The following is a 22716-nucleotide window of genomic DNA, read 5'->3' as shown; positions in this document are numbered from 1 at the left end:
TGCACCCGTTGCTCGGATGAACGGACGCTCGCTGACGGAAGGACGCTGAGGAGATCGTGGCGACGAAGAGCTACAAACTGCGGCTTGAACTGCGGGCTGGGCAGCCCGTGGTTGATCGCCAGCGCTTCGAGAGCGATCGCACAAAGGAAACGAATCAGGTCCAGCACTGGCTTGATGACACGCGGGAAGCGTTCAACACCGGCGTCGATTACCTCACCGGCTGGCTGCTCCGGATGCACCGCGGCACCGGCGTTTGGCGCGAGAAGCGGGACGGCATCTGGCGCGAGTGGCAGGAGATCACGACTTGTGACGAACTCAAGAAGGCCAGGTCACGCCGCGCAGCCGATCCGAGTTCCTTTGCGCTGTTGGAGAACCGCGACCTTCTCGATGCTTTCAAGAGCAAGGGCAAGTCTGAAGCCGAGGCCGTCGAGTTGGCCGAATGCTGTCGTCGCATCGCCAAGGAGTTGTGCCCACCCAGCGAGGACACCTCCGGCGCCCAGATGCCGAGAGACGACTTGGACCTGTTGACACTCGAAACGTCAACCGCGAAGGGAGTCAGGGATCGCGGGGTGGACAAGACAGGCAAGCCGAAGCAGAAGAGCGGTCGCCGGCCGCGATGGATGCTGAAGCAGGCGATCGCGGCCACAGCACCTTCCGCATCAAGCTGGAGCGACTTTGAAACTCGAATCACTGCCACTCAGGAGTTTCAGAGCGCGGCAAACGACGGCAAATCCCTGCTCAGGCAACTGAAGCAGAAATATACAGGGGCGTGGCACGACGTTCAGGCACAGTTGTGTGAGTATGCAAGCACTTGGGAGGCTGACAAGGCGAAGGCGGAAAAGCGTGTCGAAGATTCGGCCGTGAGTGGGAGCATCGCCGCCTATCGCCGACTCTTGGAGATGGATTGTCTCCCACTTCCCGGCCTTCAGCGCCCGAGCGCATATCTCCACATCGACAATGGATCGGCGGAGTGGAACTACGCCATGTGGAACATGGCCGGTCAGCGGGTACGCAGCCACCTGGGTTGGGTCCGCCGTCGAGCGACGGAGCGGATGCTGTGGGAGTTGCGAACGACGCTGTTTGAGCGTGGCGGCTGGATTCGCACGAGGCGCGATGGCAAGTCCATCCGGAAGGACGGCCTCACGCCGGACGACATCCAGTTCGATACCCCGCCGGACGGCGCGGCTGGCGACTTCGATCAGCGGCACGCCTATGCCAACAGGAAATGGGTCGAAGCCCTGCGCATGTACGAGACTGACGAGATGCCCAAGCATCTCGAAGCCGTCGCGTTCGGAGCCGCCGAGCAGCCCCGCATTCGGAGGCGAACGGCCAAGGGGTGGGCGAAGGTTCGTGACAAGTGGAATGATCTCATCGCCAAGGCGAGCAAGGCCGACAAGCCAGCTCCATCGGCCGACGACCTGCTCGAAGCGTTCGACCAGATGCGGACACGGAAAACACGGGACTTCGGTGATCGACGCCTCTTTGAGTGGCTGGCGTCTCCCGAACGCCGCTGGCTCTGGGATGGCGCGGATAAGGGCGAGGACAACGACTGCGGCCGCGAGGACCGCGACTGCCTCACGGCATTCATCGCCCAGAACGAACATCTTGCGGACCAACCGAAGTCAATCACCTGGACGCAGGTTGATCCTGTCAAGCATCCAGTCTGGCCCTTTTTCGGCGAGAACTCGGCCGTTGAATACTGGCTGACGCGGGAAGAAACGTCCAGCGGAGACGCACGCCTGGTGCTGGTTCTCAAGCAACTGCTCGCACGCCAGGCAGACGGTTCGTACTCGGCCGTTGATCGCGTGAAGATCGCACTTCGCGGCTACGACGACTTTGAGAGAAGCTTCGCTCTCCCGGATAACGCGGGAGACGTTTCCGCCAAGCAGACCCTCGTGTTCCGCGATGATCTCCTGGGCGGACAGACCCGCCAAGGGACGCTCAGCGGCATGAAACTGACTTGGGAACGCGATGAACTTGAGGCATCCCATCAGAAGCGCCAGCCGACGAAGAAGTCGCCCCGCATTTACGCAAACTTCAGTTGCGATGCCGGCGAGGCGGCACTGCCCGACTGGCTGACGAAGCACGTGGGTTCCGACGTGAAACTCAAGAAGCCCCGTGACGGCATGACACGGGCATTCTTCCTGAAGAAGGCGATCAGCAAGGACGGCGCCACTGAGGACGGAGGGACACGGCTACCGCCAGGACAACGGCAGTGGCCGAAGGAGGCCATCGATCACGGCTTCACTGTTCGCGGAACCGACCTCGGCTATCGCACATCGTCAGCCGGCGCATTGTGGCGGCTGTCATTCACCAAGCCCGACGGTAAAACGGCGTGGCAGGTCGGCAAGTGCGAGGGGAAACCCGTCTACGCAGTCCTTGAGCGTACCTCAGCGGTCTCCCTCCCCGGCGACGGCGAGGCGCTGCCCACGGAAGAACAGGCGCTGCGTGAGCGGCTGTATTCTCTCCGCACCCGTCTCAATCTGAACAACTCGCTCCTGCGTATCACCCGGCTTCTGGCGCTCGAGGCCATCACCCAGCGGAAGCCCGACGGCGCCAAGGTTCGCAAGCGAGCCGACGGCATCACCAAACGCATTGGGACGAAGTGGAAGACGGAGACACGGAGTCTCGACGAGCCGGAGATCAAGGAGAACTGCCGCAAGGTGGCAGAGCAACTGGTGCGATGGGCATCCACCGACGCCATGACCGAATCCCTGAAGGCGATCGGCCATACGGGCTCGATATGGGACTGGCTTGGCAACCGCAATGCGTCGCTCAAGGCGCTCGCTGAGAAGGTGCCGACGACGGAGGTGCCGACCGAGAAGCAAGCCAAGAAACAGGGCATCGACCGCGATGCCGCCAAGACGAAGCGCCAGGCAGAGGATGATGAGTTCGCGGGGCGGGTTCACCAGCTCCGCATGCCGCTGGCCAAGTCCCTGTGCGACGGGTACGACGCCGAGAAGTGCCGCCGGGCAACTTCCGGCCTCTGGAACGAGTTCGACGCCGCGCTGATGCGCGAGGTGAGCTACGGCGACCGCGGCGACAATGGCGGCAAACGCGACCTGTTCGAGAACGGGTTGTTCCGCCTGCTGCGCCGGCCGCCTGTCACGAAGCACGGCGACCGCAAGGATGACACCAACAACCTGCCGCACGGCCGCACGCATCGCGGCGGCGTGTCGATGAACCGCCTGAACTTCCTCGACGACGTGAAGAACTTCGTCCGTCGCTGGTCCTGCCGGCCGCGCTGGCCCGGTGATGTGCGCCGCGTACCACGCGACGCCAAAGTCAACCGTGGTGATACCGAGCACCTCGACAACCTCCGCGAACACCGCGCCAAGCTGATCGCACATGCCGACGTGGCCCAGACGCTCGGATTCGAGCAGGATCTTCGCCGCGGGCTCTGGCGATACTCCGACAGGTCCGACCAACTTCTGTGGCACCGGCCAGAACGAGGCCACTTCTACAGAGAAGACGGCTACGCTCGCGTGCAATGCCCGGCGCCAGCCGGTCTTGGTGACAAGGACTCGCGGCATCCACACCCCGCCTACGACCCGGCACATGTTCTCGTCTACGAAGACCTGACCCGATACAGGATGAGTTCGGACCGTCCGAAGAACGAGAACGCCGGATTGGCCCGTTGGTCGCACCGGCAGATTCTCGCGTTTGCCCAGCACATCGGCGGGCTGTTCGGCGTGCCGGTCGCCACCGTGGATGCCCGCTTCTCGTCACGGTACTGCTCGCACTGCGGCGCGCCGGGCTGTCGCGCGGTTCGATTCGATCCCGCGTGGCTGAACCAGACTTGGATGCAACGGGTTCTCCAATCCAACGACATCCGTGACGCGGCAATGCGGAGCGTGGCTGACAGGGTACGTTCCGGGATCGACAAGAATCCGCACGCTTTCGACCGTGAAGAGGACCGCCCTTGGGTGCTTCGTGATGGCGGCTCACACTTCGTTTGCGCAAACACCAAGTGTCCCGTTCACTCCACGCCCATTGACGCGGATGAGAATGCAGCGGGGAATGTCGGCCTGCGGTTCCTTCGCGGCATCGACGGGATTCGCGCAACGATCAGCGGGAACGGCATGGTCACCAGGAGTATTGGATACGTGGACCCCGGTACGGTGTTGGTGCAGGTTGGCGATGGGGAGGCGTCGGAGCGTGAGCCGTATTGGGGCAATGGGGACGGCGGCCGCTCACGAACACGCACTGCCGCAGGACGCAAGGGGGTTGCAGGCTCGCCTGCCCCGGCGGACGACATTGAAGATGATGACGAGTCCGGCGGCGTGCGCATTCTGTTCCGCGACCCGAGCGGGGGCTTCCGCTCCAATGACCGCTGGTTCGAGGGCAAGGTCTTCTGGGGCGCGGTCGCCCGGGCCTGCGCGGCCGGGATCAACGCCACGAACGCCTCGCGGTTCGGGTCCGACGACGACGATTGAGCGGGCGTCCCCGGGCCGATATACTGCGCTTGTCTCGGGAACGTGTCTTCAGCCCGTGCCCCCTGTGGCCCAGCCCGAGGGGAACTCGCCGGGTGTTCAGTGATGAAGGCGGGCAACCGCTTGTCCCGAGCGCATCAATCAGGACCGCGTTGCCGCCGCCCGATGCAGGGCGGGCCGGTGTTCTTTGACAAGTCGGCTTCCTGCGGCCCCTCGCCGCGAGTGCGACGGTGGTGAAGGGGGGTGCCGGGCACGCTCGCACTCGCGGGTTTTTGGCTGATTCTCGCGGTTTCTTCCGCGTCCGGAGTGCCAGAAATGACCGTTCGACTGCTCCGAAATCGCTCATGCTCGCCAGAGGCCGCGCAAGTGGCCTGTTTTCAAGGGTTTGCGAGTGCGGCAGCCGCGGAGGCCGACGCGGCCCTGATGGATGGACACGAAGACGCCATTCGGTGCTCCATCACCACGAGTCGCGTGGCGTTCGCGCGCGGAGGCCGACGCGGCCCTGATGGATGGACACGCCGAGAACGTCGCATCGCGGCCTGATGGATCCGCCGCGGAGCGCCGACGCGTTCCTGATGGATGGACACCGCCGACATGGCGCGTTCCGGCGCCTGATGGACGGACCGCCTGCGCCGCGAGGCGCGGCCCTGATGGATGGACACACGGACCCTTGATCACGATGCGCTGCCACCGCTGCCGCGGAGGCCGACGCGGCCCTGATGGATGGACACCACACACACTTCACCCCATTTCCTGAGTAAGTAAGTGCCGCGGAGGCCGACGCGGCCCTGATGGATGGACACGAAGACGCCATTCGGTGCTCCATCACCACGAGTTCGCCGCCGCGGAGGCCGACGCGGCCCTGATGGATGGACACTCGTGCTGAGAGCTGACAGCTGATGGCTGACGGCTCCGCCGCGGAGGCCGACGCGGCCCTGATGGATGGACACGGGCCGTTCGGTGTTTCCGGGGTGTTTCACCTGTCGCCGCGGAGGCCGACGCGGCCCTGATGGATGGACACGGGTCTTGCCCTGCAACTCCTCGCCCGCGCTGGGGGCCGCGGAGGCCGACGCGGCCCTGATGGATGGACACGCGTCGCCCTCGCTCGCGAGGATGCACGCGACGCTGGCCGCGGAGGCCGACGCGGCCCTGATGGATGGACACGACTTCAGTCGTGCGAAGAATGTGGCGGCCCGTCTGCCGCGGAGGCCGACGCGGCCCTGATGGATGGACACCGACCGGGGCCGCAACTGCCGCGAACCAGACCACGGCCAGCCGCGGAGGCCGACGCGGCCCTGATGGATGGACACTGGGCGGCAGGTCCAGCACGTCTTCCTTCAGCACGCGAGCCGCGAGGCCGACGCGGCCCTGATGGATGGACACGGATGAACTGGGATGGCGATCCGTCTCAGGCCGTCCGCGCCGCGGAGGCCGACTGGCCTGATGGATGGACACTCCTCCACCTGCTTCAACTCGATCCAGCCGATCGAGCCGCGGAGGCCGACGCGGCCCTGATGGATGGACACAACATCTAGTGGTCGATCCACCGTCACCCCCCAACTTGCCGCGGAGGCCGACGCGGCCCTGATGGATGGACACCTGCAGTCCGACCCCGCCAATCGCCCGCATGTCAGGCCGCGGAGGCCGACGCGGCCCTGATGGATGGACACCCGTGAGTTGTGTGTGAAGCGCGAAACGCGCGCGCCGCGGAGGCCGCCGCGGCCCTGATGGATGGACACCGTTGTGCCGCCGCCGCGCGGACGAGGCGGGCGACCGCCGCGGAGGCCGACGCGGCCCTGATGGATGGACACATTCCCGCGAGCCCGGCCGTCGGATCGAGCGTCGCGCCGCGGAGGCCGACGCGGCCCTGATGGATGGACGACGAGATGCCGGCATATCTGCAGGATGTCGGCGGCCGCGGAGGCCGACGCGGCCCCTGATGGATGATGGACCCGAAGACCGACCGGGACAACCCCAAACGCAGATGGCCGCGGAGGCCGACGCGGCCCTGATGGATGGACACCAGGCCGGGGCGTAGAACTGCATCGTGTGCCGGTGCCGCGGAGGCCGACGCGGCCCTGATGGATGGACACCGCGGGCTGCTGGCGAACCGGAGACGGCGCTGGCCGCGGAGGCCGACGCGGCCCTGATGGATGGACACTGATGCCGAGTCAGTCCTTGACCGGGAATGACGGCCGCGGAGGCCGACGCGGCCCTGATGGATGGACACTCGACTGCCACGCGCGGTATCGGTGCGTTCAGCAGCCGCGGAGGCCGACGCGGCCCTGATGGATGGACACGGCAGCGTGTCCCGCACGGCGAGCAGTTCGGCGGCGAGCCGCGGAGGCCGACGCGGCCCTGATGGATGGACACGTACACATCGGGAATCATGTTCTGCTCCTGTCGTGTTGCCGCGGAGGCCGACGCGGCCCTGATGGATGGACACGCGGCACTGGCGAGCGCGGCGTCCACCGTCGCTTGCCGCGGAGGCCGACGCGGCCCTGATGGATGGACACCGACACGCGGGACTCGCACAGCCCCAAGCGGTCGCCGCCGCGGAGGCCGACGCGGCCCTGATGGATGGACACAGTGGGAGTACGCACAGGTCGCCATCGGCAAGCGGCACGGCCGCGGAGGCCGACGCGGCCCTGATGGATGGACACGGATGAACTGGGATGGCGATCATCGGAGTCTCAGGCCGCCGCGGAGGCCGACGCGGCCCTGATGGATGGACACGCGAGCAGCTGCTCGGGGATCACCAGGCGGGCGTTGGCCGCGGAGGCCGACGCGGCCCTGATGGATGGACACTCGGGTGGCGTCTTGTAGTACGCCACGACTCCCTCGGCCGCGGGCCGACGCCCCCTGATGGATGGATGACGAGCGTGCAGCAAGCTGGCGAACCCGGAGACGGTTCGCTGCGTGCCGCGGAGGCCGACGCGGCCCTGATGGATGGACACAATGGTCGCGACCCCGTCGCGCGTCAGGTATCGCCGCGGAGGCCGACGCGCACCTGATGGATGGACACCGAAGCGACGGTGCTCTGGACTGCGGCACCATCTACGCCGCGGAGGCCGACGCGGCCCTGATGGATGGACACTTGCGACTCATGTGCGTACTCCCGTTGTGAACTGGCCGCGGAGGCCGACGCGGCCCTGATGGATGGACACTCCGTAGACGCCTCCCGGCACCGATCCGCTGGACCGCCGCGGAGGCCGACGCGGCCCTGATGGATGGACACTACCCGGCGATCCTCCTGTTCGCTGTCGGCGCGGGCCGCGGAGGCCGACGCGGCCCTGATGGATGGACACCGCTGGATCAGACGGTTCATCGCACGCTCGGCCTTGCCGCGGAGGCCGACGCGGCCCTGATGGATGGACACTCCGCTTGCTCGTGAAGCGCCTCGGTGTTGCGTTCCGCCGCGGAGGCCGACGCGGCCCTGATGGATGGACACCAGATCTGACGGGCGGCAGCGGCGGACGGAACGTTGCCGCGGAGGCCGACGCGGCCCTGATGGATGGACACGTCTCATGAGAGACGACGTCGACCCCGACCAGCCCGATGCCGCGGAGGCCGACGCGGCCCTGATGGATGGACACCCGGTGACGGATGGTCGTCGATGCGAGAGATTACGGGCCGCGGAGGCCGACGCGGCCCTGATGGATGGACACTAGTCCAGGTCGGCCCGGCCCGCCAGCGCATCGGCCGCCGCGGAGGCCGACGCGGCCCTGATGGATGGACACAAGATCGACTCGTCCGTAGAGGCCGGACCGAAGAAGCCGCGGAGGCCGACGCGGCCCTGATGGATGGACACCCTTCTCGCAACTGATGCGTGGTGTTGACTGTGATCGCCGCGGAGGCCGACGCGGCCCTGATGGATGGACACAAGCAGTGGGGCGCGTGGGTGGGCGGCGAGGACTTGCCGCGGAGGCCGACGCGGCCCTGATGGATGGACACGAGCCGTTCCTCTTCGCGGGCCGCGGCTTCGATCCGGCCGCGGAGGCCGACGCGGCCCTGATGGATGGACACATCGGCCCGCCACGGCCCGTCCCGGTGTCGCACAGGCCGCGGAGGCCGACGCGGCCCTGATGGATGGACACCTCCTGCGATGTCGCCGCACGCCCGACTGCCATCACCCTCGCCGATGGCTGGCCGACGCTGCCCTGATGGATGGACACCCGAAGTCGGTTCCGGTCCGGGCGGAAGACATGATGCCGCGGAGGCCGACGCGGCCCTGATGGATGGACACAGGATCTGTAAAGGAAGTCCAGATTCATCCAGCGCCGCGGAGGCCGACGCGGCCCTGATGGATGGACACTGTGGTGACTCGTCGAAGCGCGAGGACCTCGATCGGCCGCGGAGGCCGACGCGGCCCTGATGGATGGACACTCGGCCAACCTCGAGGCGGCCAACGCGGCGGGCGTGACGCCGCGGAGGCCGACGCGGCCCTGATGGATGGACACATGGATCAATCGATCGAGATCACGAGTTCATCGTCGCCGCCGCGGAGGCCGACGCGGCCCTGATGGATGGACACTTGAGCCGATCGACGTGATCGACTCTCTCCCGATGCGCGCAGCGGAGGCCGACGCGGCCCTGATGGATGGACACTTGAGCAGTTGATTCGTCGCCGCAGGACAACGTAGCCGCGGAGGCCGACGCGGCCCTGATGGATGGACACGGGGCCAGTGCGGCCCTGGGCACTGACGTGGCGGCCTGCCGCGGAGGCCGACGCGGCCCTGATGGATGGACACTCGATGCACTTGAACGGCCCCTGCTGGAACTGCCGCCGCTGCGGAGGCCGACGCGGCCCTGATGGATGGACACCCGTGGGAGGGATCGACGCGCGCGGTGATTGTGCGACGCCGCGGAGGCCGACGCGGCCCTGATGGATGGACACAAGAACGCTCGGCGTGGGTGACTCTCCGCTCCGCGCGCCGCGGAGGCCGACGCGGCCCTGATGGATGGACACATGATCTCCGCCTTGAACATGCCATACGTCGTGGTCGCCGCGGAGGCCGACGCGGCCCTGATGGATGGACACAACCTGGTGGATGGGGCCTTTGACCGGCCCTCAGTGGCCGCGGAGGCCGACGCGGCCCTGATGGATGGACACCTTTCCCGCCACAGGGCGACGGCCTGCTCAAGTGTGCCGCGGAGGCCGACGCGGCCCTGATGGATGGACACCGTGGAAGTGGTGCTGGTTGCGGCGCACCGTGAGGGGCCGCGCCGCCGACGCGCCACCTGATGGATGGACCTGCGTGTGCCCGTCACCGTGTAGCGGTTGGATCCAGCCCGCCAACGACGCGGCCCTGATGGATGGACACGGGACCACCACCCCCACGGTCGAGGACGCGACCGGCGCCGCGGAGGCCGACGCGGCCCTGATGGATGGACACCGCAGATCGCCGTCATGGCCGGGGTGACATTTCCGGCCGCGGAGGCCGACGCGGCCCTGATGGATGGACACAGGCCGACGGGGGCGAGGTCGATCTCCTCTTCGCCGCGGAGGCCGACGCGGCCCTGATGGATGGACACGCTTGAGGACGCTCACACGGGTGATCCACAGCAGGCCGCGGAGGCCGACGCGCCTGATGGATGGATGATGCCGGCGTATGGCCGTCAGGCGTGGTGACCTCTTCGGGCCCTGGGCCGCGCAGGCCGACGCGCGCCCGATGGATGGCCCTGACGATGGCAGCGCGACGATGCGGACGGCCGACCGATGATGCCCGCCAGGCCCGCCGCCCTGCGATGGATGGACGCCCTGATGGCGGATGGACAGTCAGGTTGATGGCCGTGCAGCCCATGGGGCCGCGGAGGCCGACGCGGCCCTGATGGATGGACACGCCGTCGCGCGCCGCCAGCGGGTCGCATTGCGAGCAGGCCGCGGAGCGCCGACGCGGCCCTGATGGATGGCTCCGAGCGGCGCGGCACGATCATCATGGGTCTCCGTGGCCGCGGAGGCCGACGCGGCCCTGATGGATGGACACTTGACCATGACGTAGACAATATGGGTGGGATCGATGCCGCGGAGGCCGACGCGGCCCTGATGGATGGACACTTGACGCCGACGTAGATGATGTGCCCCGCCGGCATTGCCGCGGAGGCCGACGCGGCCCTGATGGATGGACACATGGCTCACTTGCGCTGCTGGTGCAAGAAGGGTGACCGCCGCGGAGGCCGACGCGGCCCTGATGGATGGACACTCGAGTCTAGGAGCAATGCGACATGACCATCGAGAGCCGCGGAGGCCGACGCGGCCCTGATGGATGGACACATCCGCGGCGTGGCCCGCGGCCGCGGCAAGTCCGGCCGCGGAGGCCGACGCGGCCCTGATGGATGGACACGTGAACCTGGGCGACTCCTATGCCCGGCCGTCAGGCCGCGGAGGCCGACGCGGCCCTGATGGATGGACACGCGGCGTGGATGATCGATTCGCCTTCGCGCGTTGGCCGCGGAGGCCGACGCGGCCCTGATGGATGGACACTGTCTGGCGTGCGTGATGCTGTCCGATGGCGACGGGCCGCGGAGGCCGACGCGGCCCTGATGGATGGACACCACAACCTGGGCGCCACCGCGATCGACATCGGGGCCGCGGAGGCCGACGCGGCCCTGATGGATGGACACTTTGAGGGAGCTGGTGAGCAAGACTTCGACTTCAAGCCGCGGAGGCCGACGCGGCCCTGATGGATGGACACATCGTGTCGGTGAGTTGGCGGCGCGTCTCGGCGAGTGCCGCGGAGGCCGACGCGGCCCTGATGGATGGACACCTCCGCCTCCCGCGGTGTCGGGGCTCGATGCCTTGCCGCGGAGGCCGACGCGGCCCTGATGGATGGACACTGCGGCGGTCGCGTTCTTGAGCCGCGCGGGATGCGCGCGGAGGCCGACGCGGCCCTGATGGATGGACACCTGCTCGCGCTCCGTCAGCTGCTCGTAGTACGTGCCCGCCGCGGAGGCCGACGCGGCCCTGATGGATGGACACAGGCCCGTCTCCTTGGAGCCGGCCTCCCGCGGATCGCCGCGGAGGCCGACGCGGCCCTGATGGATGGACACCGGGCCTCCTCGAGCGGCTTGAACTGGTCGCGGCTGGCCGCGGAGGCCGACGCGGCCCTGATGGATGGACACTCGAAGTCCATGTCCTGTTCCTTCCCGGTCGCTGCCAGCCGCGGAGGCCGACGCGGCCCTGATGGATGGACACACCTCCATCGTGGGATGATTGGCCGCGGTGCAGAGCGCCGCGGAGGCCGACGCGGCCCTGATGGATGGACACGATGTCGATGATCTTCGACCGCGTGAAACTTCGGACCCGCCGCGGAGAGGCCGACGCGGCCCTGATGGATGGACACGGCTGGCCCGACATCCGCCAGCGTGGTCGGGCGGCCGCGGAGGCCGACGCGGCCCTGATGGATGGACACGACAGGGCGGCGGGCTGTTCAAGATCTGGGGCGCGGCCGCGGAGGCCGACGCGGCCCTGATGGATGGACACTTTCTCCTGAATGAAGTAACGCGAGTTGCGTTACGGCCGCGGAGGCCGACGCGGCCCTGATGGATGGACACCCGGACAATCGGCTGATGCTCCTCTGTGTAATCGACCCGCCGCGGAGGCCGACGCGGCCCTGATGGATGGACACCGATGCACTCCTGATCGAACGCACGCGGCCCCGTGAGTGAGGCCGCGGAGGCCGACGCGGCCCTGATGGATGGACACATCGTCGTCGGGACCAAGACCTACGACACCAACACCGCCGCGGAGGCCGACGCGGCCCTGATGGATGGACACCGCATCCGGTTGTAGCTGGCCACCACACGGGCCGCACTCGCCGCGGAGGCCGACGCGGCCCTGATGGATGGACACCTCGATCGACGTTGGCATCGCGCGATGGTCGCGGCCGCGGAGGCCGACGCGGCCCTGATGGATGGACACCGCGCCTTCACGCCCTGATGGCAGCGGTACTCCAACGCCGCGGAGGCCGACGCGGCCCTGATGGATGGACACAGGAGATGGATTGAAATGCGACACATGCTTGACAGGCCGCGGAGGCCGACGCGGCCCTGATGGATGGACACGAGGTGGGTGCAGGCGGGCTCGCTCCGATCCGGGCCGCGGAGGCCGACGCGGCCCTGATGGATGGACACAGCTGCTGACGCCGAGGTTTCGTCGTGCGCGGCATGGCCGCCAGAGAGGCCGACGCGGCCCTGATGGATGGACACACCATCAGCGCATCGAGCTGCGCTGATCTCGCCGCCGCGGAGGCCGACCGACGCGGCCCTGATGGATGGACACTTGGCATCTGCTGGCCCGCGGGGTGTGAAAACCGGGCCGCGGAGGCCGACGCGGCCCTGATGGATGGACACAACTCCTTCAGGGAGATCCGCGAGGATTCCTGCACGAGCCGCGGAGGCCGACGCGGCCCTGATGGATGGACACTCGAGAGCGGCGCACACGCGCTCGTATGCGTCGGCGGGCCGCGGAGGCCGACGCGGCCCTGATGGATGGACACTCGCGGCCTCGATCGAGGCCACGCCCGGCACGCTGGCCGCCGCGGAGGCCGACGCGGCCCTGATGGATGGACACCAATAACGCGCCGCAAGTCACGGTGAAGATCGGGCTTGCCGCGGAGGCCGACGCGGCCCTGATGGATGGACACCGGGCAGAATCGCCCGCGCGTCCAGTTTCCTGTCACTGAACTTCACAGACCGACCACGCTGATGGAACGGGAGACGCGGCCCTTCTCCCGCTCCAAGCCTCACCCTCTATCCCCCACGAGACGGTTCACGGATCCCGGCAAGGTCGATCGACGGCCCCGCCGTGGCGCGGACAGAGCGCCCGCAGTTTCTGCCGGTTCCCTTACTGATTCGACAGGCGATGCTTCCTCGAGGCGGAAATACTGCGCTGGAGTTCTCCCAAGGCATTTCTTGAACGCCGCCACGAAGGCGCTCGGGCTCCGGTAGCCAACGCTCATGGCCACAGCCGTCACCTGCGTTCCCTCACCGAGCAGCCTGATCGCCTCCAGAAGGCGTGCCCGCTGGCGCCAGCGTCCGAAGGTCATGCCGGTCTGGTCAAGAAAGGCCCGCTCGATGGTACGGGCGCTTGCGCCGCTCGTCCGTGCCAGATCGGCCAATGAACCCGGGGCGCCGACGCGATCGAGCACCCTTTCGGCGACCCTCCGGGCGCGGGGGTCCATTGGCATCGGCAGGGCGAGCGGGCGTTTCGGGACGACGACGAGCAGATCGAGCAGGAGTCGCAAGCGCGCACGATCGCTCGGCGTTGTATCGCTCAAGGCGCCCGCCGCAACGATCGAAACGATCAGTTCACGCAGGAGCGGCCAGATGTTGATCACGCAGCACTCCGACTCCATCACTGGTGCGAAATCGGGTCGAAAGTAGAGCGTCTGCATCTCGACGCGCCCCTGCATGTGGAGTGCGTGCTCAACTCCCCCTGCCACCCAAAGGGCACGCATGGGCGGCACAACCCACGCCCCGGCGCTCGTCGTCACCGAGATGACGCCGCGAACCGCGTAGATGAGCTGCGGCCAATCGTGGGCATGGAACTCGATGCGGTGGCCCGGTGGGAGGGTGAGTCCGAGGCAGCGGACACAAGGCTCGTGTCGTTTTCTCGACATCAATCGGCAGTATATCGGCTCGACGACACGCGATCCACGCCGTAGATTCCACGGTGTCAATCGTCCAAAGGAGCCGCTCGATGTCGAACCCACTCTGCCACTTTGCAATCCATGCCGATGACTGCGCTCGCGCCATGGCGTTCTACCAAGCGGTCTTTGGCTGGCGCTTCGAGCCGTGGGGACCGCCGGACTTCTGGCGGATTCACACCGGACAGTCCGGCGTCGAAGGGGCGCTTCAGAAGAGGCAGGAGCCGCTTACCGGAACCGGCATGCGCGGGTTCGAGTGCTCGATCAGCGTGCGTGATGTCAAGTCGATGGCGGAACTGATCGTCAAGCACGGCGGCCACGTCGTGATGCCGGCATTCCTGATCCAGGGCGTGGGGACCGTGATGAAGTTCCAGGACACGGAGGGGAACATCGCCAGCGCCATCCAATACCTGCCGGGTGTCTTTGAATCGATGGGAGCAAGCCGGTGAATACGCCGACATCGCCTCTGGCACGTGTAGCACTGATCGTCTGCGCCGCGCTCGCCACTATCGGCTCCGGGTGCGAGAGTTGCCCGTTGCGGCAGTCGGTTGCAACTACCGCGCAGGTCGACGAGGATGTTCGCGCCCTGCTCGACCGCTGGATTCAATCGTTTGAATCACGCGACGAGGCCGCCGTCCGATCGGTGCTGGCGGATGACGAGCGTTTCGTCTGGCTTGAAGACGGTGAGGCCCGCTATCAAAGCGCCGATGATGTCGTTGCCGCCCTGGCGAGCTTTCCGCCCGGCCTACAACACTCCCATGAACTCACCTCGGTTCGCATCGTTCCGATGTCGGACTCCGCCGCCTGGGCGCAGCTTGGCACCACGACTGTAATCCGGCAAGGTGAGCGAGCAGTGTCGGAGTTCACCGGGGTCGTTCTGATCCTTGCTCAACGCGACAACGGCGAGTGGCGGATCATCGCGGCACACACTTCCACGACCAAGCCTCAGATGCGAAGCTCCGGGTGAGATGCCCCTCAACCGTGCCCTGTCGGCCCTTGCCCCCCTGGCCAGGCGCGTTTCACGGTTTCACGGCCAGCAGAACCCGCGTTTCTGGCCCCCAGGAGCGGATTCCCTGCACAAAAAGTTCTATTGGCGTACTGTCACCCCGATTGTTCGAGAGATCAAGCCCTTCGACGAGCTCGTCGCAGGGCTTTTTCGTTGCCAACACGAGAGTTGCGCCGTCCAGACGGTAGTTCAAACAGACCGCCGGGACGCAGCGGTCAAAAAACATTAAACCAAATGGTTGACAAATGCCTGCCCGCGGATAAACTAAACCACATGGTTTCGGATTTTTCCCCAATCCTGGACCGCGCCTTTCACGCTCTGGCGCATCCCGCCCGCCGGGCCATCCTGCGCTCCCTGGCCCATCAGGAGCGGAACCTCAGCGAGCTGGCCGCCCCGCTGAGCATGTCGTTTCCCGCGGCGTCCAAGCACGTCCGAGTGCTGGAACGGGCCGGGCTCGTGCGACGACGCGTCGTCGGGCGCACGCACATCTGCCGGCTCGTAGGCAAGCCACTGGAAGAGACCGAGCGATGGCTGGAAGCGTTCCGCCGAAGCTGGGAGCGGAACTTCCTGCGACTGGATGCGCTGCTGGACCAAATGAAGGCCGCGGAGGAAGACGCCGGTGGCCGCAACGAGAAAGGGAACCCCCGATGAAGACGACAAGCTGCAAGCTGGAGGTCACGACACCGAGCGACCGTGAGGTCTTGATGACGCGGACGTTCGATGCGCCCCGGCGCCTGGTGTGGGAGGCGTGGACAAGGCCCGAGTTGCTCAAGAAGTGGCTGCACGGGTGGGACGACTGGACGCTGGCGGTATGCGAAATGGACCTGCGGCCTGGCGGGGCATTCCGCTGGGTCTGGCGCGGACCCGACGGGACGGAAATGGGGCTCCGCGGCGTGTACCGCGAGATCGTTCCGCCGGAGCGGCTCGTCCACACCGAGATCTTCGATGAGGACTGGACGGGGGGCGAGACGCTGGTCACGCTCGTGCTCACCGAACGCGCCGGCCAGACGACGGTGGCGATGACAGTGCTGTACTCGTCGCGCGAGGCGCGCGACGGCGCGCTGAAGACCGGCATGCAGGAGGGGATGGAAGTCGGCTATCAGCGGCTGGAGAAGCTGCTGGCGTCGATGGGAGGTGGCACGTGACGCAGACTTCGATGAAGCTGACCGTGACGACGCCCAACGACCTGCACATCGTGATGACGCGGGTCTTCGATGCCCCCCGCCGCCTGGTGTGGGACGCGATGACGAAGCCCGGGCTGGTGCGGAAGTGGCTGTTCGCGCCGCCGGACTGGAAGATGACGGTCTGCAAGGGCGATGTGCGACCGGGCGGGACATTCCGCTGGCAGTGGGCCGGGCCGGATGGGAAGGCGGCCCTGATGATCCACGGAACATACCACGAAGTCGTTTCCCCCGAGCGGATCGTTCACACGGAGATGATGGAGATGGGCCCCGGCGCGGCGGGTTGCGGCTCGCCGTGCGAGGACGCCGAGCCGAGCACCGTGCTGGTGACGCTCGAGCTCGATGAACAGGGTGGCCAGACCCACATGAAGATGACGATCGCCTGCCCGACCAAGGAAGTCCGCGACGCCATGCTGGCCTCCGGAATGGATCAGGGCATGGAGGCCGGGTACCAGCAGCTCGACGCGATTCTGGCCCAGCAGGTTCGGCACTGAAGCCGGGAGAGATCATGCGTTCGAGATCAGCATGCCACACCGACTCCGGGGCCTCGCGTCACTCCGTTCATCCGTCTCCCCAGCCGCTCATCTGCGTAAGCGACGTCGAGTCCGTCAGTCGCTGGTACCAGGAGCTCCTCAACGTGCGAAGCGCCCACGGCGGGCCGCACTACGAGCGCCTGATCCGCAATGGGCGGTTGGTGTTGCAGCTCTACCAGTGGGATGTCGAACACCATCACGGTCTCATCGGCGACCGCGCCGCAAGGCCCTACGGCAACGGGGTACTGCTCTGGTTCGAGATCGACGACTTCGACGCGGCTGTCGCTCGCGCGGCTGTGTTGCAGGCCGAGATCGTCAGGCCGAGGCACCGCAATCCTCCGACCGGCGACGGTGGACCGAATCACTGGGAGATCTGGCTGCGCGATCCCGAGGGATACACGGTCGTGCTGGCCAGTCCGGACGGATCGGCAAGGTGAGCCGCCGGCAGGGACAGAAAGCGATCGCGCCTTCAGCACCGAGGACGAACCGTGTCCCCTCACCTCGATTGACGATTGAAGGCGTCCGCGAGTCCATCACTTGCGGGCGTTGTCGCTTTGGCGATCGCGTTCCGCGATGAAGGGCGCTGTCTGCGTAGAGTAGCATTCACCGCATGAACCCCCACGACACCTCCGACACGATCCGCGCCATCCTGGACATCCACGCGATGGTCAGCGGATTTCTCATCGAGACCGTCGAGGACGTTCCGGAATCACGCATGACCGAGCAGCCGGGCGCCATCGTCAACCACCCGGCGTGGACGCTGTCGCATCTCAACGCATACGCGGGCGTACTGCTGTCGATGCTCGACGACCCAAGCGTGCCGACGGCCGACGCCGAGATGGAGCGGTTCGGATATGGCACGACGCCCGTGCCCGACCGCGCTGCCTATGCGACGAAGCGTGAACTGCTTGACCGGTTCAGGGACCGGAACGCGCGCCTTGCCGCGGTCGTCGCCGGGAAGCACCGGGACTACTTCCCGCGGCGCTCGCCGGAGAAGTTCCACCCCTACTCGCCGACCATCGGGCACATCGCCATCACGCTGCTCGTGGCGCATCCGCCGCATCACTTGGGCCAGCTCAGGCAATGGCGACGCGCCGCCGGGATCGCACCGAACGACCTGCCCCTCGACGAGTGATCCAGTCATCCCGGATGCCCCGCGAGTTGTCGCGGACCCGCGTCGTGCGTTCCTTCAGTTCACGCACACCCCCACCACTTGAAGTGAACACCGCCATGGCCCATCATGGGAACCAGGAATGGCGTGAAGGGCACCGACTACTGAACTCGCCCGAACGTTTGGCGGCTCGCAAGGCCAACACAGCGATCCAGCGTGCGAGGTTTCACCCGATCGCCGCCTGCGCCGCCACCAGCCGCGCGATGGGCACGCGGAAGGGTGAGCAGGAGACGTAGTCCAGCCCGGCCTTGTGGAAGAAGACGATCGAGGCCGGGTCGCCGCCGTGCTCGCCGCAGATGCCCAGTTTCAGCGTGGGCTTGGTGTTCCGTCCGCGGGCGCAGGCCACTTCGACGAGTTGCCCGACGCCCGTCTGGTCGAGTGACTGGAAGGGATCCTTCTCCAGCAGCCCGTGCTGCAGGTAGTCGGGCAGGAACGAGTTGATGTCATCGCGGCTGAAGCCGAAGGTCATCTGCGTCAGGTCGTTGGTGCCGAAGGAGAAGAAGTCGGCCACCTCGGCAATCTGATCGGCGACGAGCGCGGCGCGAGGCACTTCGATCATCGTGCCCACGGGGATCGGCAGATCGCCGGTGAACTTCTTGTTGGCCTTCACCTCGTCGATGGTCCTGAGGGTCAGGTCGCGCAGCATGGCCAGTTCCTGGCGCGTGCCGACGAGGGGGATCATGATCTCCGGCTTCGCGTCGATCTTCTTGCCCTTGCAGGCGATGGCGGCCTCGACGATGGCGGTGACCTGCATCACGAGGATCTCGGGATAGGTCACCGTCAGGCGGCAGCCGCGATGGCCCAGCATGGGGTTCATCTCGTGCAGGGCGCTGATGCGCTGCTGCACACGCTTGAGCGGCACGCCCAGTTCGCGGGCGATGGCCCGCTGCTGCTTGACCTCGTGCGGCAGGAACTCATGGAGCGGCGGATCGAGCAGCCGCACCGTCACGGGCAGCCCGTTCATGGCGGTGAAGATGCCGATAAAGTCCTTGCGCTGGTAAGGCAGGAGCTTCCTGAGCGCCTTCTCGCGCGCAGGCCTGGACTCGGCGATGATCATCTCGCGCATCGCCTTGATGCGGTCGCCCTCGAAGAACATGTGCTCGGTGCGCGTCAGCCCGATGCCCTTGGCGCCGAACTCGCGGGCGCGCCTGGCGTCGGCGGGCGTGTCGGCGTTGGTGCGCACGCCGAGACGGGCGTACTGGTCCGACCAGGTCATCACGGTGGCGAAGTCGCCGGAGAGTTTCGGCGTCGATCGCTTCACCTCGCCCAGCATGATCTCGCCGGTCGAGCCGTCGATGGAGATGACATCCTTCGGCCCGTAGGTCTTCTTGCCGATGGTCACCTTGCGGGCCTTGGCGTCGATGGACAGGGCGCCGGCGCCCACCACGCAGCACTTGCCCCAGCCGCGCGCCACCACCGCCGCGTGGCTGGTCATGCCGCCGGTGGAGGTGAGAATGCCGGCGGCGTGGTGCATGCCGTCCACGTCCTCGGGGCTGGTTTCCTTGCGGATGAGAATGACCTTCTCGCCCGCCTTGGCGCGGTGGACGGCCTCATCGGCGGTGAACGCCAGTTTGCCCGTGGCCGCGCCGGGCGAGGCGGGCAGACCCTTGGCCAGCACGGTGGCGCCCTTCTTGTCCGACTCGGAGAAGCTGGGCAGCAGCAGTTGCGTCAGGTCGTTGGCGGGAATGCGCTTGAGGGCCAGTTTCTCATCGATCAACCCTTCCTTCACCATGTCCACGGCGATCTTGACCGCCGCCGCGCCGGTTCGCTTGCCGGTGCGCGTCTGCAGCATGTAGAGCGTGCCGCGCTCGATGGTGAACTCGATGTCCTGCATCTCGCGGTAGTGCTTCTCGAGGATGTCCTTGATTTCGAGAAGTTGCTTGTGGACCTGCTTGTTCCACCGGGGCATCTCCGCCACCGGCTGGGGCGTGCGGATGCCGGCGACCACGTCCTCACCCTGCGCGTTGATGAGGAACTCGCCGTAGAAGGTGTTGTCGCCCGTGGACGGATTGCGCGTGAAGGCCACGCCGGTGCCCGAGTCCTGCCCCATGTTGCCGAACACCATCGTCTGCACGTTGACGGCGGTGCCGTTGAGGCCGGAAATCTCGTTGATGCGCCGATAGGCGATGGCGCGCGGGGCGTTCCACGACTTGAACACCGCCTCGATGGACAGCTCCAGCTGGCGATACGGGTCCTGCGGGAACGGCTCGCCCACGTGGTCGCGGTAGACCTTCTTGTACGCCTCGCACAGTTGCTGCATGCCCTCGATGGGCACGTCGGTGTCTTCCTTGGCGCCGTACTTCCGCTTGACCCTGTCGAACGCCTCCTCGAAGTGATCGTGATGCACGCCCATGACCACGTCGCCGAACATGTTGATGAGGCGGCGGTAGGCGTCGTACGCGAAGCGCACGTTGCCGGTGGCGTGAATCAGCCCGGCCAGCGCATCATCCGTCAGTCCGAGGTTGAGCACCGTGTCCATCATGCCCGGCATGGAAACCGCCGCGCCCGACCGCACGGAGACCAGCAGCGGGTTCTCGTTCGACCCGAAGGTCTTGCCGGTTTCCTTCTCCAGCAGGGCGATGCACGATCGCACCTCGTCCATCAGCCCGGCGGGGAGCCGCTCGCCATTGGCGTAATACGCGGCGCACACGTCGGTGGTGATGGTGAAGCCGGGGGGAACGGGCAGCCCGATCGACGACATCTCCGCCAGGTTGGCCCCCTTGCCGCCCAGCAGTTTCTTCTGATCGCCCTTGCCCTCGGTCTTCAGCCGCCCGAAGGAGTAGCACATCTTGGCGGGAGCGGCGAGGGCGCCGGAGGCGGACGAAACGTTCGATTTGCGGGAGCGGGGGCGGTCAATCGTTCCGGCGGGCATCAGGGTTGTCCTTGGGGGTTCACCGCGGTTTTTGAGCACTGTCGCGGCGGTTTCGGGGAAGTTCAATCGTAAGCGCCCGGAGCCGTGGATCAATGGACGATCGCCTCGCGGATTCGAGACGAAGCACCGGACATCCGCCTACCGTCAGGCATGACCGCCGATGCCTTTCGACGCCTGGCTCTCGCCCTTCCAGACACGATCGAATCCGCCCACATGGGTCACCCGGATTTTCGCGTCCCGGCGTCCAAGGGTCGGATCTTCGCCTCACTGGGTCCGCCCGATGGACCCCGGGGGCGCACCACCTGGGCGATGGTGAAACTCGGCCCCGCGCAACAGGCCGCCGCCATCGCCAGTCACCCGGAGGCGCTCGCTCCCGCCAGCGGCGCGTGGGGACGTCAGGGATGCACGATCATTACGCTGTCGAAAGCCCGGCAAGGGCTTGTCCGCGGGCTTCTTCAGACCGCCTGGCGCGCCGCCGCGCCGAAGCGGCTGGTGGAGGCGATCGACGAGCAGGAGGCGGAGATGCGATGAAGCGCGTCGGCAAGGACGACCCGGCGCCGGCTTGTTCGATACCCTGATGGGAGTCGCTGTTCCTCGCGGGTGACTCATTCTCCGCCGCGTCCGACCCAGATCATGCCACACCACGGTTCCACATCCCCCCGTCGTCTCATCGTTCTCGGCTCCACGGGATCGATCGGCGTCAATACGCTGGCGGCGGTGGAGCATCTGCACGCCCGCACGCCGCATCGCTTCGAGGTGGTCGGGCTGGCTGCGGGGCGGAACGAGTCGCTGGCGCTGGAGCAGGCGTCGCGGTTCAACGTGGGCGCGGTGGCGATCGCCGATGGCGACGGAAGCGCGGGTCGAGGCAGTTACCACGGGCGGACCATGTTCGCCGGTCCGGACGCGGCGCGGGATCTGATCGAGTCGACCGCCCGTCCAGGCGACCTCGTCGTCGGCGCCATGGTGGGCAGCGCGGGGTTGCCGGCGATTCTCGCCGCCATCGAGCGCGGCTGCGACATCGCGCTGGCCAACAAGGAGACGCTGGTCGCCGCGGGCGAGATCGTCATGCCCCTGGTCCGCGCCAAGGGAATCAACCTGCTGCCCGTCGATTCGGAGCACAGCGCCATCTTCCAGTGCCTGCAGGCGGGGCGAAGCACCGACGAGGTCGCCCGCGTGGTGCTCACCGCCTCGGGCGGACCATTCCGCACGCGCGGGGCGGAGGAAACGTACCGCGCCACGGTGGAAGAGGCGCTGCGGCACCCTACGTGGAACATGGGCGCCAAGGTGACGATCGACTCGGCCACGCTGATGAACAAGGCCCTGGAAGTCATCGAAGCGCATCACCTCTTCGGGCTTGAGCCCGGGCGCATCGAGGCGATCGTTCACCCGCAATCCATCGTGCATTCATTCGTCGAGTTCCGCGATGGTTCGGTCTTCGCGCAGCTCAGCCCGCCCGACATGAAATCGCCGATCCAGTACGCGCTCACGTGGCCCCATCGCGCCGAGGGATGCTCGCGCCGGCTCGACTGGGGCGCGTTCCGATCATTGGCCTTCGAGCCGGTGGATCACGATCGCTTCCCCGCCATTCGCATGGCCTGGGAGGTGATCCGCCGGGGAGGCGCCGCCGGGGCGGTCTTCAACGCCGCCAACGAAGCGGCGGTCGGCGCGTTTCTCGATCGTCGCATCCCGTTCGGACGCATCTTCGAACTGGTGGCGATGACGCTCCAAGCCCTGCCCGCGGCGCCCGTGTGCTCGCTGAACGATGTGATGCGGGCGGACGATCTGGCGCGACGACACGTCGATCGACTGGTGGAAGAGGCGGCCGAGCATGTGCCGAGCGCCGGGTGCTGAAGGCGAGGGTGCTTCACAAGGT

13 protein-coding genes and 2 CRISPR repeat arrays are annotated in these 22716 nt (G+C 66.9%); of the genes, 10 read left to right on the top strand and 3 right to left on the bottom strand.

The window, feature by feature from the left end; translation table 11 throughout:
* The first annotated feature begins 56 nt into the window (after nt 1-56).
* Nucleotides 57-4436 carry a type V CRISPR-associated protein Cas12b gene (cas12b, locus tag HRU76_09775; GenBank protein ID QOJ17852.1) on the top strand — a complete coding sequence of 1460 codons (4380 nt, stop codon included), beginning with the start codon at nt 57-59 and terminating at the stop codon, nt 4434-4436.
* Between the two features lie 396 nt (nt 4437-4832).
* Nucleotides 4833-10117: direct repeats of the CRISPR family, unit length 36 nt; unit sequence GCCGCGGAGGCCGACGCGGCCCTGATGGATGGACAC.
* 40 nt (nt 10118-10157) lie between these two features.
* A CRISPR array of direct repeats spans nt 10158-13078; the repeat unit is 36 nt; unit sequence GCCGCGGAGGCCGACGCGGCCCTGATGGATGGACAC.
* 99 nt (nt 13079-13177) lie between these two features.
* Here the strand turns inward: cas12b and HRU76_09770 are convergent.
* Nucleotides 13178-14053 carry a helix-turn-helix transcriptional regulator gene (locus HRU76_09770; GenBank protein ID QOJ17851.1) on the bottom strand — a complete coding sequence of 292 codons (876 nt, stop codon included), beginning with the start codon at nt 14051-14053 and terminating at the stop codon, nt 13178-13180.
* Between the two features lie 80 nt (nt 14054-14133).
* On the opposite strand from HRU76_09770, the gene HRU76_09765 reads away from it, so the two are divergent.
* Together HRU76_09765 and HRU76_09760 are read left to right on the top strand one after the other, a co-directional pair.
* Nucleotides 14134-14529: a VOC family protein gene (locus HRU76_09765; GenBank protein ID QOJ17850.1), complete on the top strand. Its 396-nt coding sequence runs from the start codon at nt 14134-14136 to the stop codon at nt 14527-14529.
* Complete coding sequence (locus HRU76_09760; protein QOJ17849.1) at nt 14526-15047, top strand: nuclear transport factor 2 family protein; 522 nt, start codon at nt 14526-14528, stop codon at nt 15045-15047. The genes HRU76_09765 and HRU76_09760 overlap by 4 nt, the downstream gene beginning before the upstream one ends.
* Before the next feature lie 52 nt (nt 15048-15099).
* On the opposite strand, the gene HRU76_09755 is transcribed toward HRU76_09760, so the two are convergent.
* Nucleotides 15100-15312 carry a hypothetical protein gene (locus HRU76_09755; protein ID QOJ17848.1) on the bottom strand — a complete coding sequence of 71 codons (213 nt, stop codon included), beginning with the start codon at nt 15310-15312 and terminating at the stop codon, nt 15100-15102.
* 47 nt (nt 15313-15359) lie between these two features.
* Here HRU76_09755 and HRU76_09750 point away from each other — a divergent pair, with 47 nt between their 5' ends.
* The 5 genes from HRU76_09750 to HRU76_09730 all read left to right on the top strand — a co-directional run bounded on the left by HRU76_09750 (nt 15360) and on the right by HRU76_09730 (nt 17935).
* Nucleotides 15360-15737 (top strand): winged helix-turn-helix transcriptional regulator, encoded by a 378-nt coding sequence (locus HRU76_09750; GenBank protein ID QOJ17847.1) that lies wholly within the window; start codon nt 15360-15362, stop codon nt 15735-15737.
* Complete coding sequence (locus tag HRU76_09745) at nt 15734-16231, top strand: SRPBCC family protein (protein ID QOJ17846.1); 498 nt, start codon at nt 15734-15736, stop codon at nt 16229-16231. Before HRU76_09750 ends, HRU76_09745 begins: the two co-directional genes overlap by 4 nt.
* A gap of 11 nt (nt 16232-16242) precedes the next feature.
* Nucleotides 16243-16761 (top strand): SRPBCC family protein, encoded by a 519-nt coding sequence (locus HRU76_09740; protein ID QOJ19161.1) that lies wholly within the window; start codon nt 16243-16245, stop codon nt 16759-16761.
* 89 nt (nt 16762-16850) lie between these two features.
* Entirely contained in the window at nt 16851-17237 is a 387-nt protein-coding gene (locus tag HRU76_09735) for a VOC family protein (protein ID QOJ19160.1), read from the top strand.
* Between the two features lie 173 nt (nt 17238-17410).
* Nucleotides 17411-17935, top strand: a complete 525-nt coding sequence (locus HRU76_09730; protein ID QOJ17845.1) for a DinB family protein — start codon at nt 17411-17413, stop codon at nt 17933-17935.
* Nucleotides 17936-18137: 202 nt separating this feature from the next.
* Here HRU76_09730 and HRU76_09725 read toward each other — a convergent pair whose 3' ends face one another.
* Nucleotides 18138-20843, bottom strand: coding sequence for a pyruvate, phosphate dikinase (locus HRU76_09725; GenBank protein QOJ17844.1), 2706 nt, complete (start codon nt 20841-20843; stop codon nt 18138-18140).
* Between the two features lie 150 nt (nt 20844-20993).
* On the opposite strand from HRU76_09725, the gene HRU76_09720 reads away from it, so the two are divergent.
* Nucleotides 20994-21374: an MmcQ/YjbR family DNA-binding protein gene (locus HRU76_09720; GenBank protein ID QOJ17843.1), complete on the top strand. Its 381-nt coding sequence runs from the start codon at nt 20994-20996 to the stop codon at nt 21372-21374.
* Between the two features lie 102 nt (nt 21375-21476).
* Nucleotides 21477-22694, top strand: coding sequence for a 1-deoxy-D-xylulose-5-phosphate reductoisomerase (locus HRU76_09715; protein QOJ17842.1), 1218 nt, complete (start codon nt 21477-21479; stop codon nt 22692-22694).
* The last annotated feature ends 22 nt before the right edge of the window (nt 22695-22716 follow it).

The organism is Phycisphaeraceae bacterium (genome assembly GCA_015709595.1).
Lineage (GTDB): Bacteria > Planctomycetota > Phycisphaerae > Phycisphaerales > SM1A02 > CAADGA01.
This window is presented reverse-complemented; position numbering and strand designations above follow the sequence as displayed.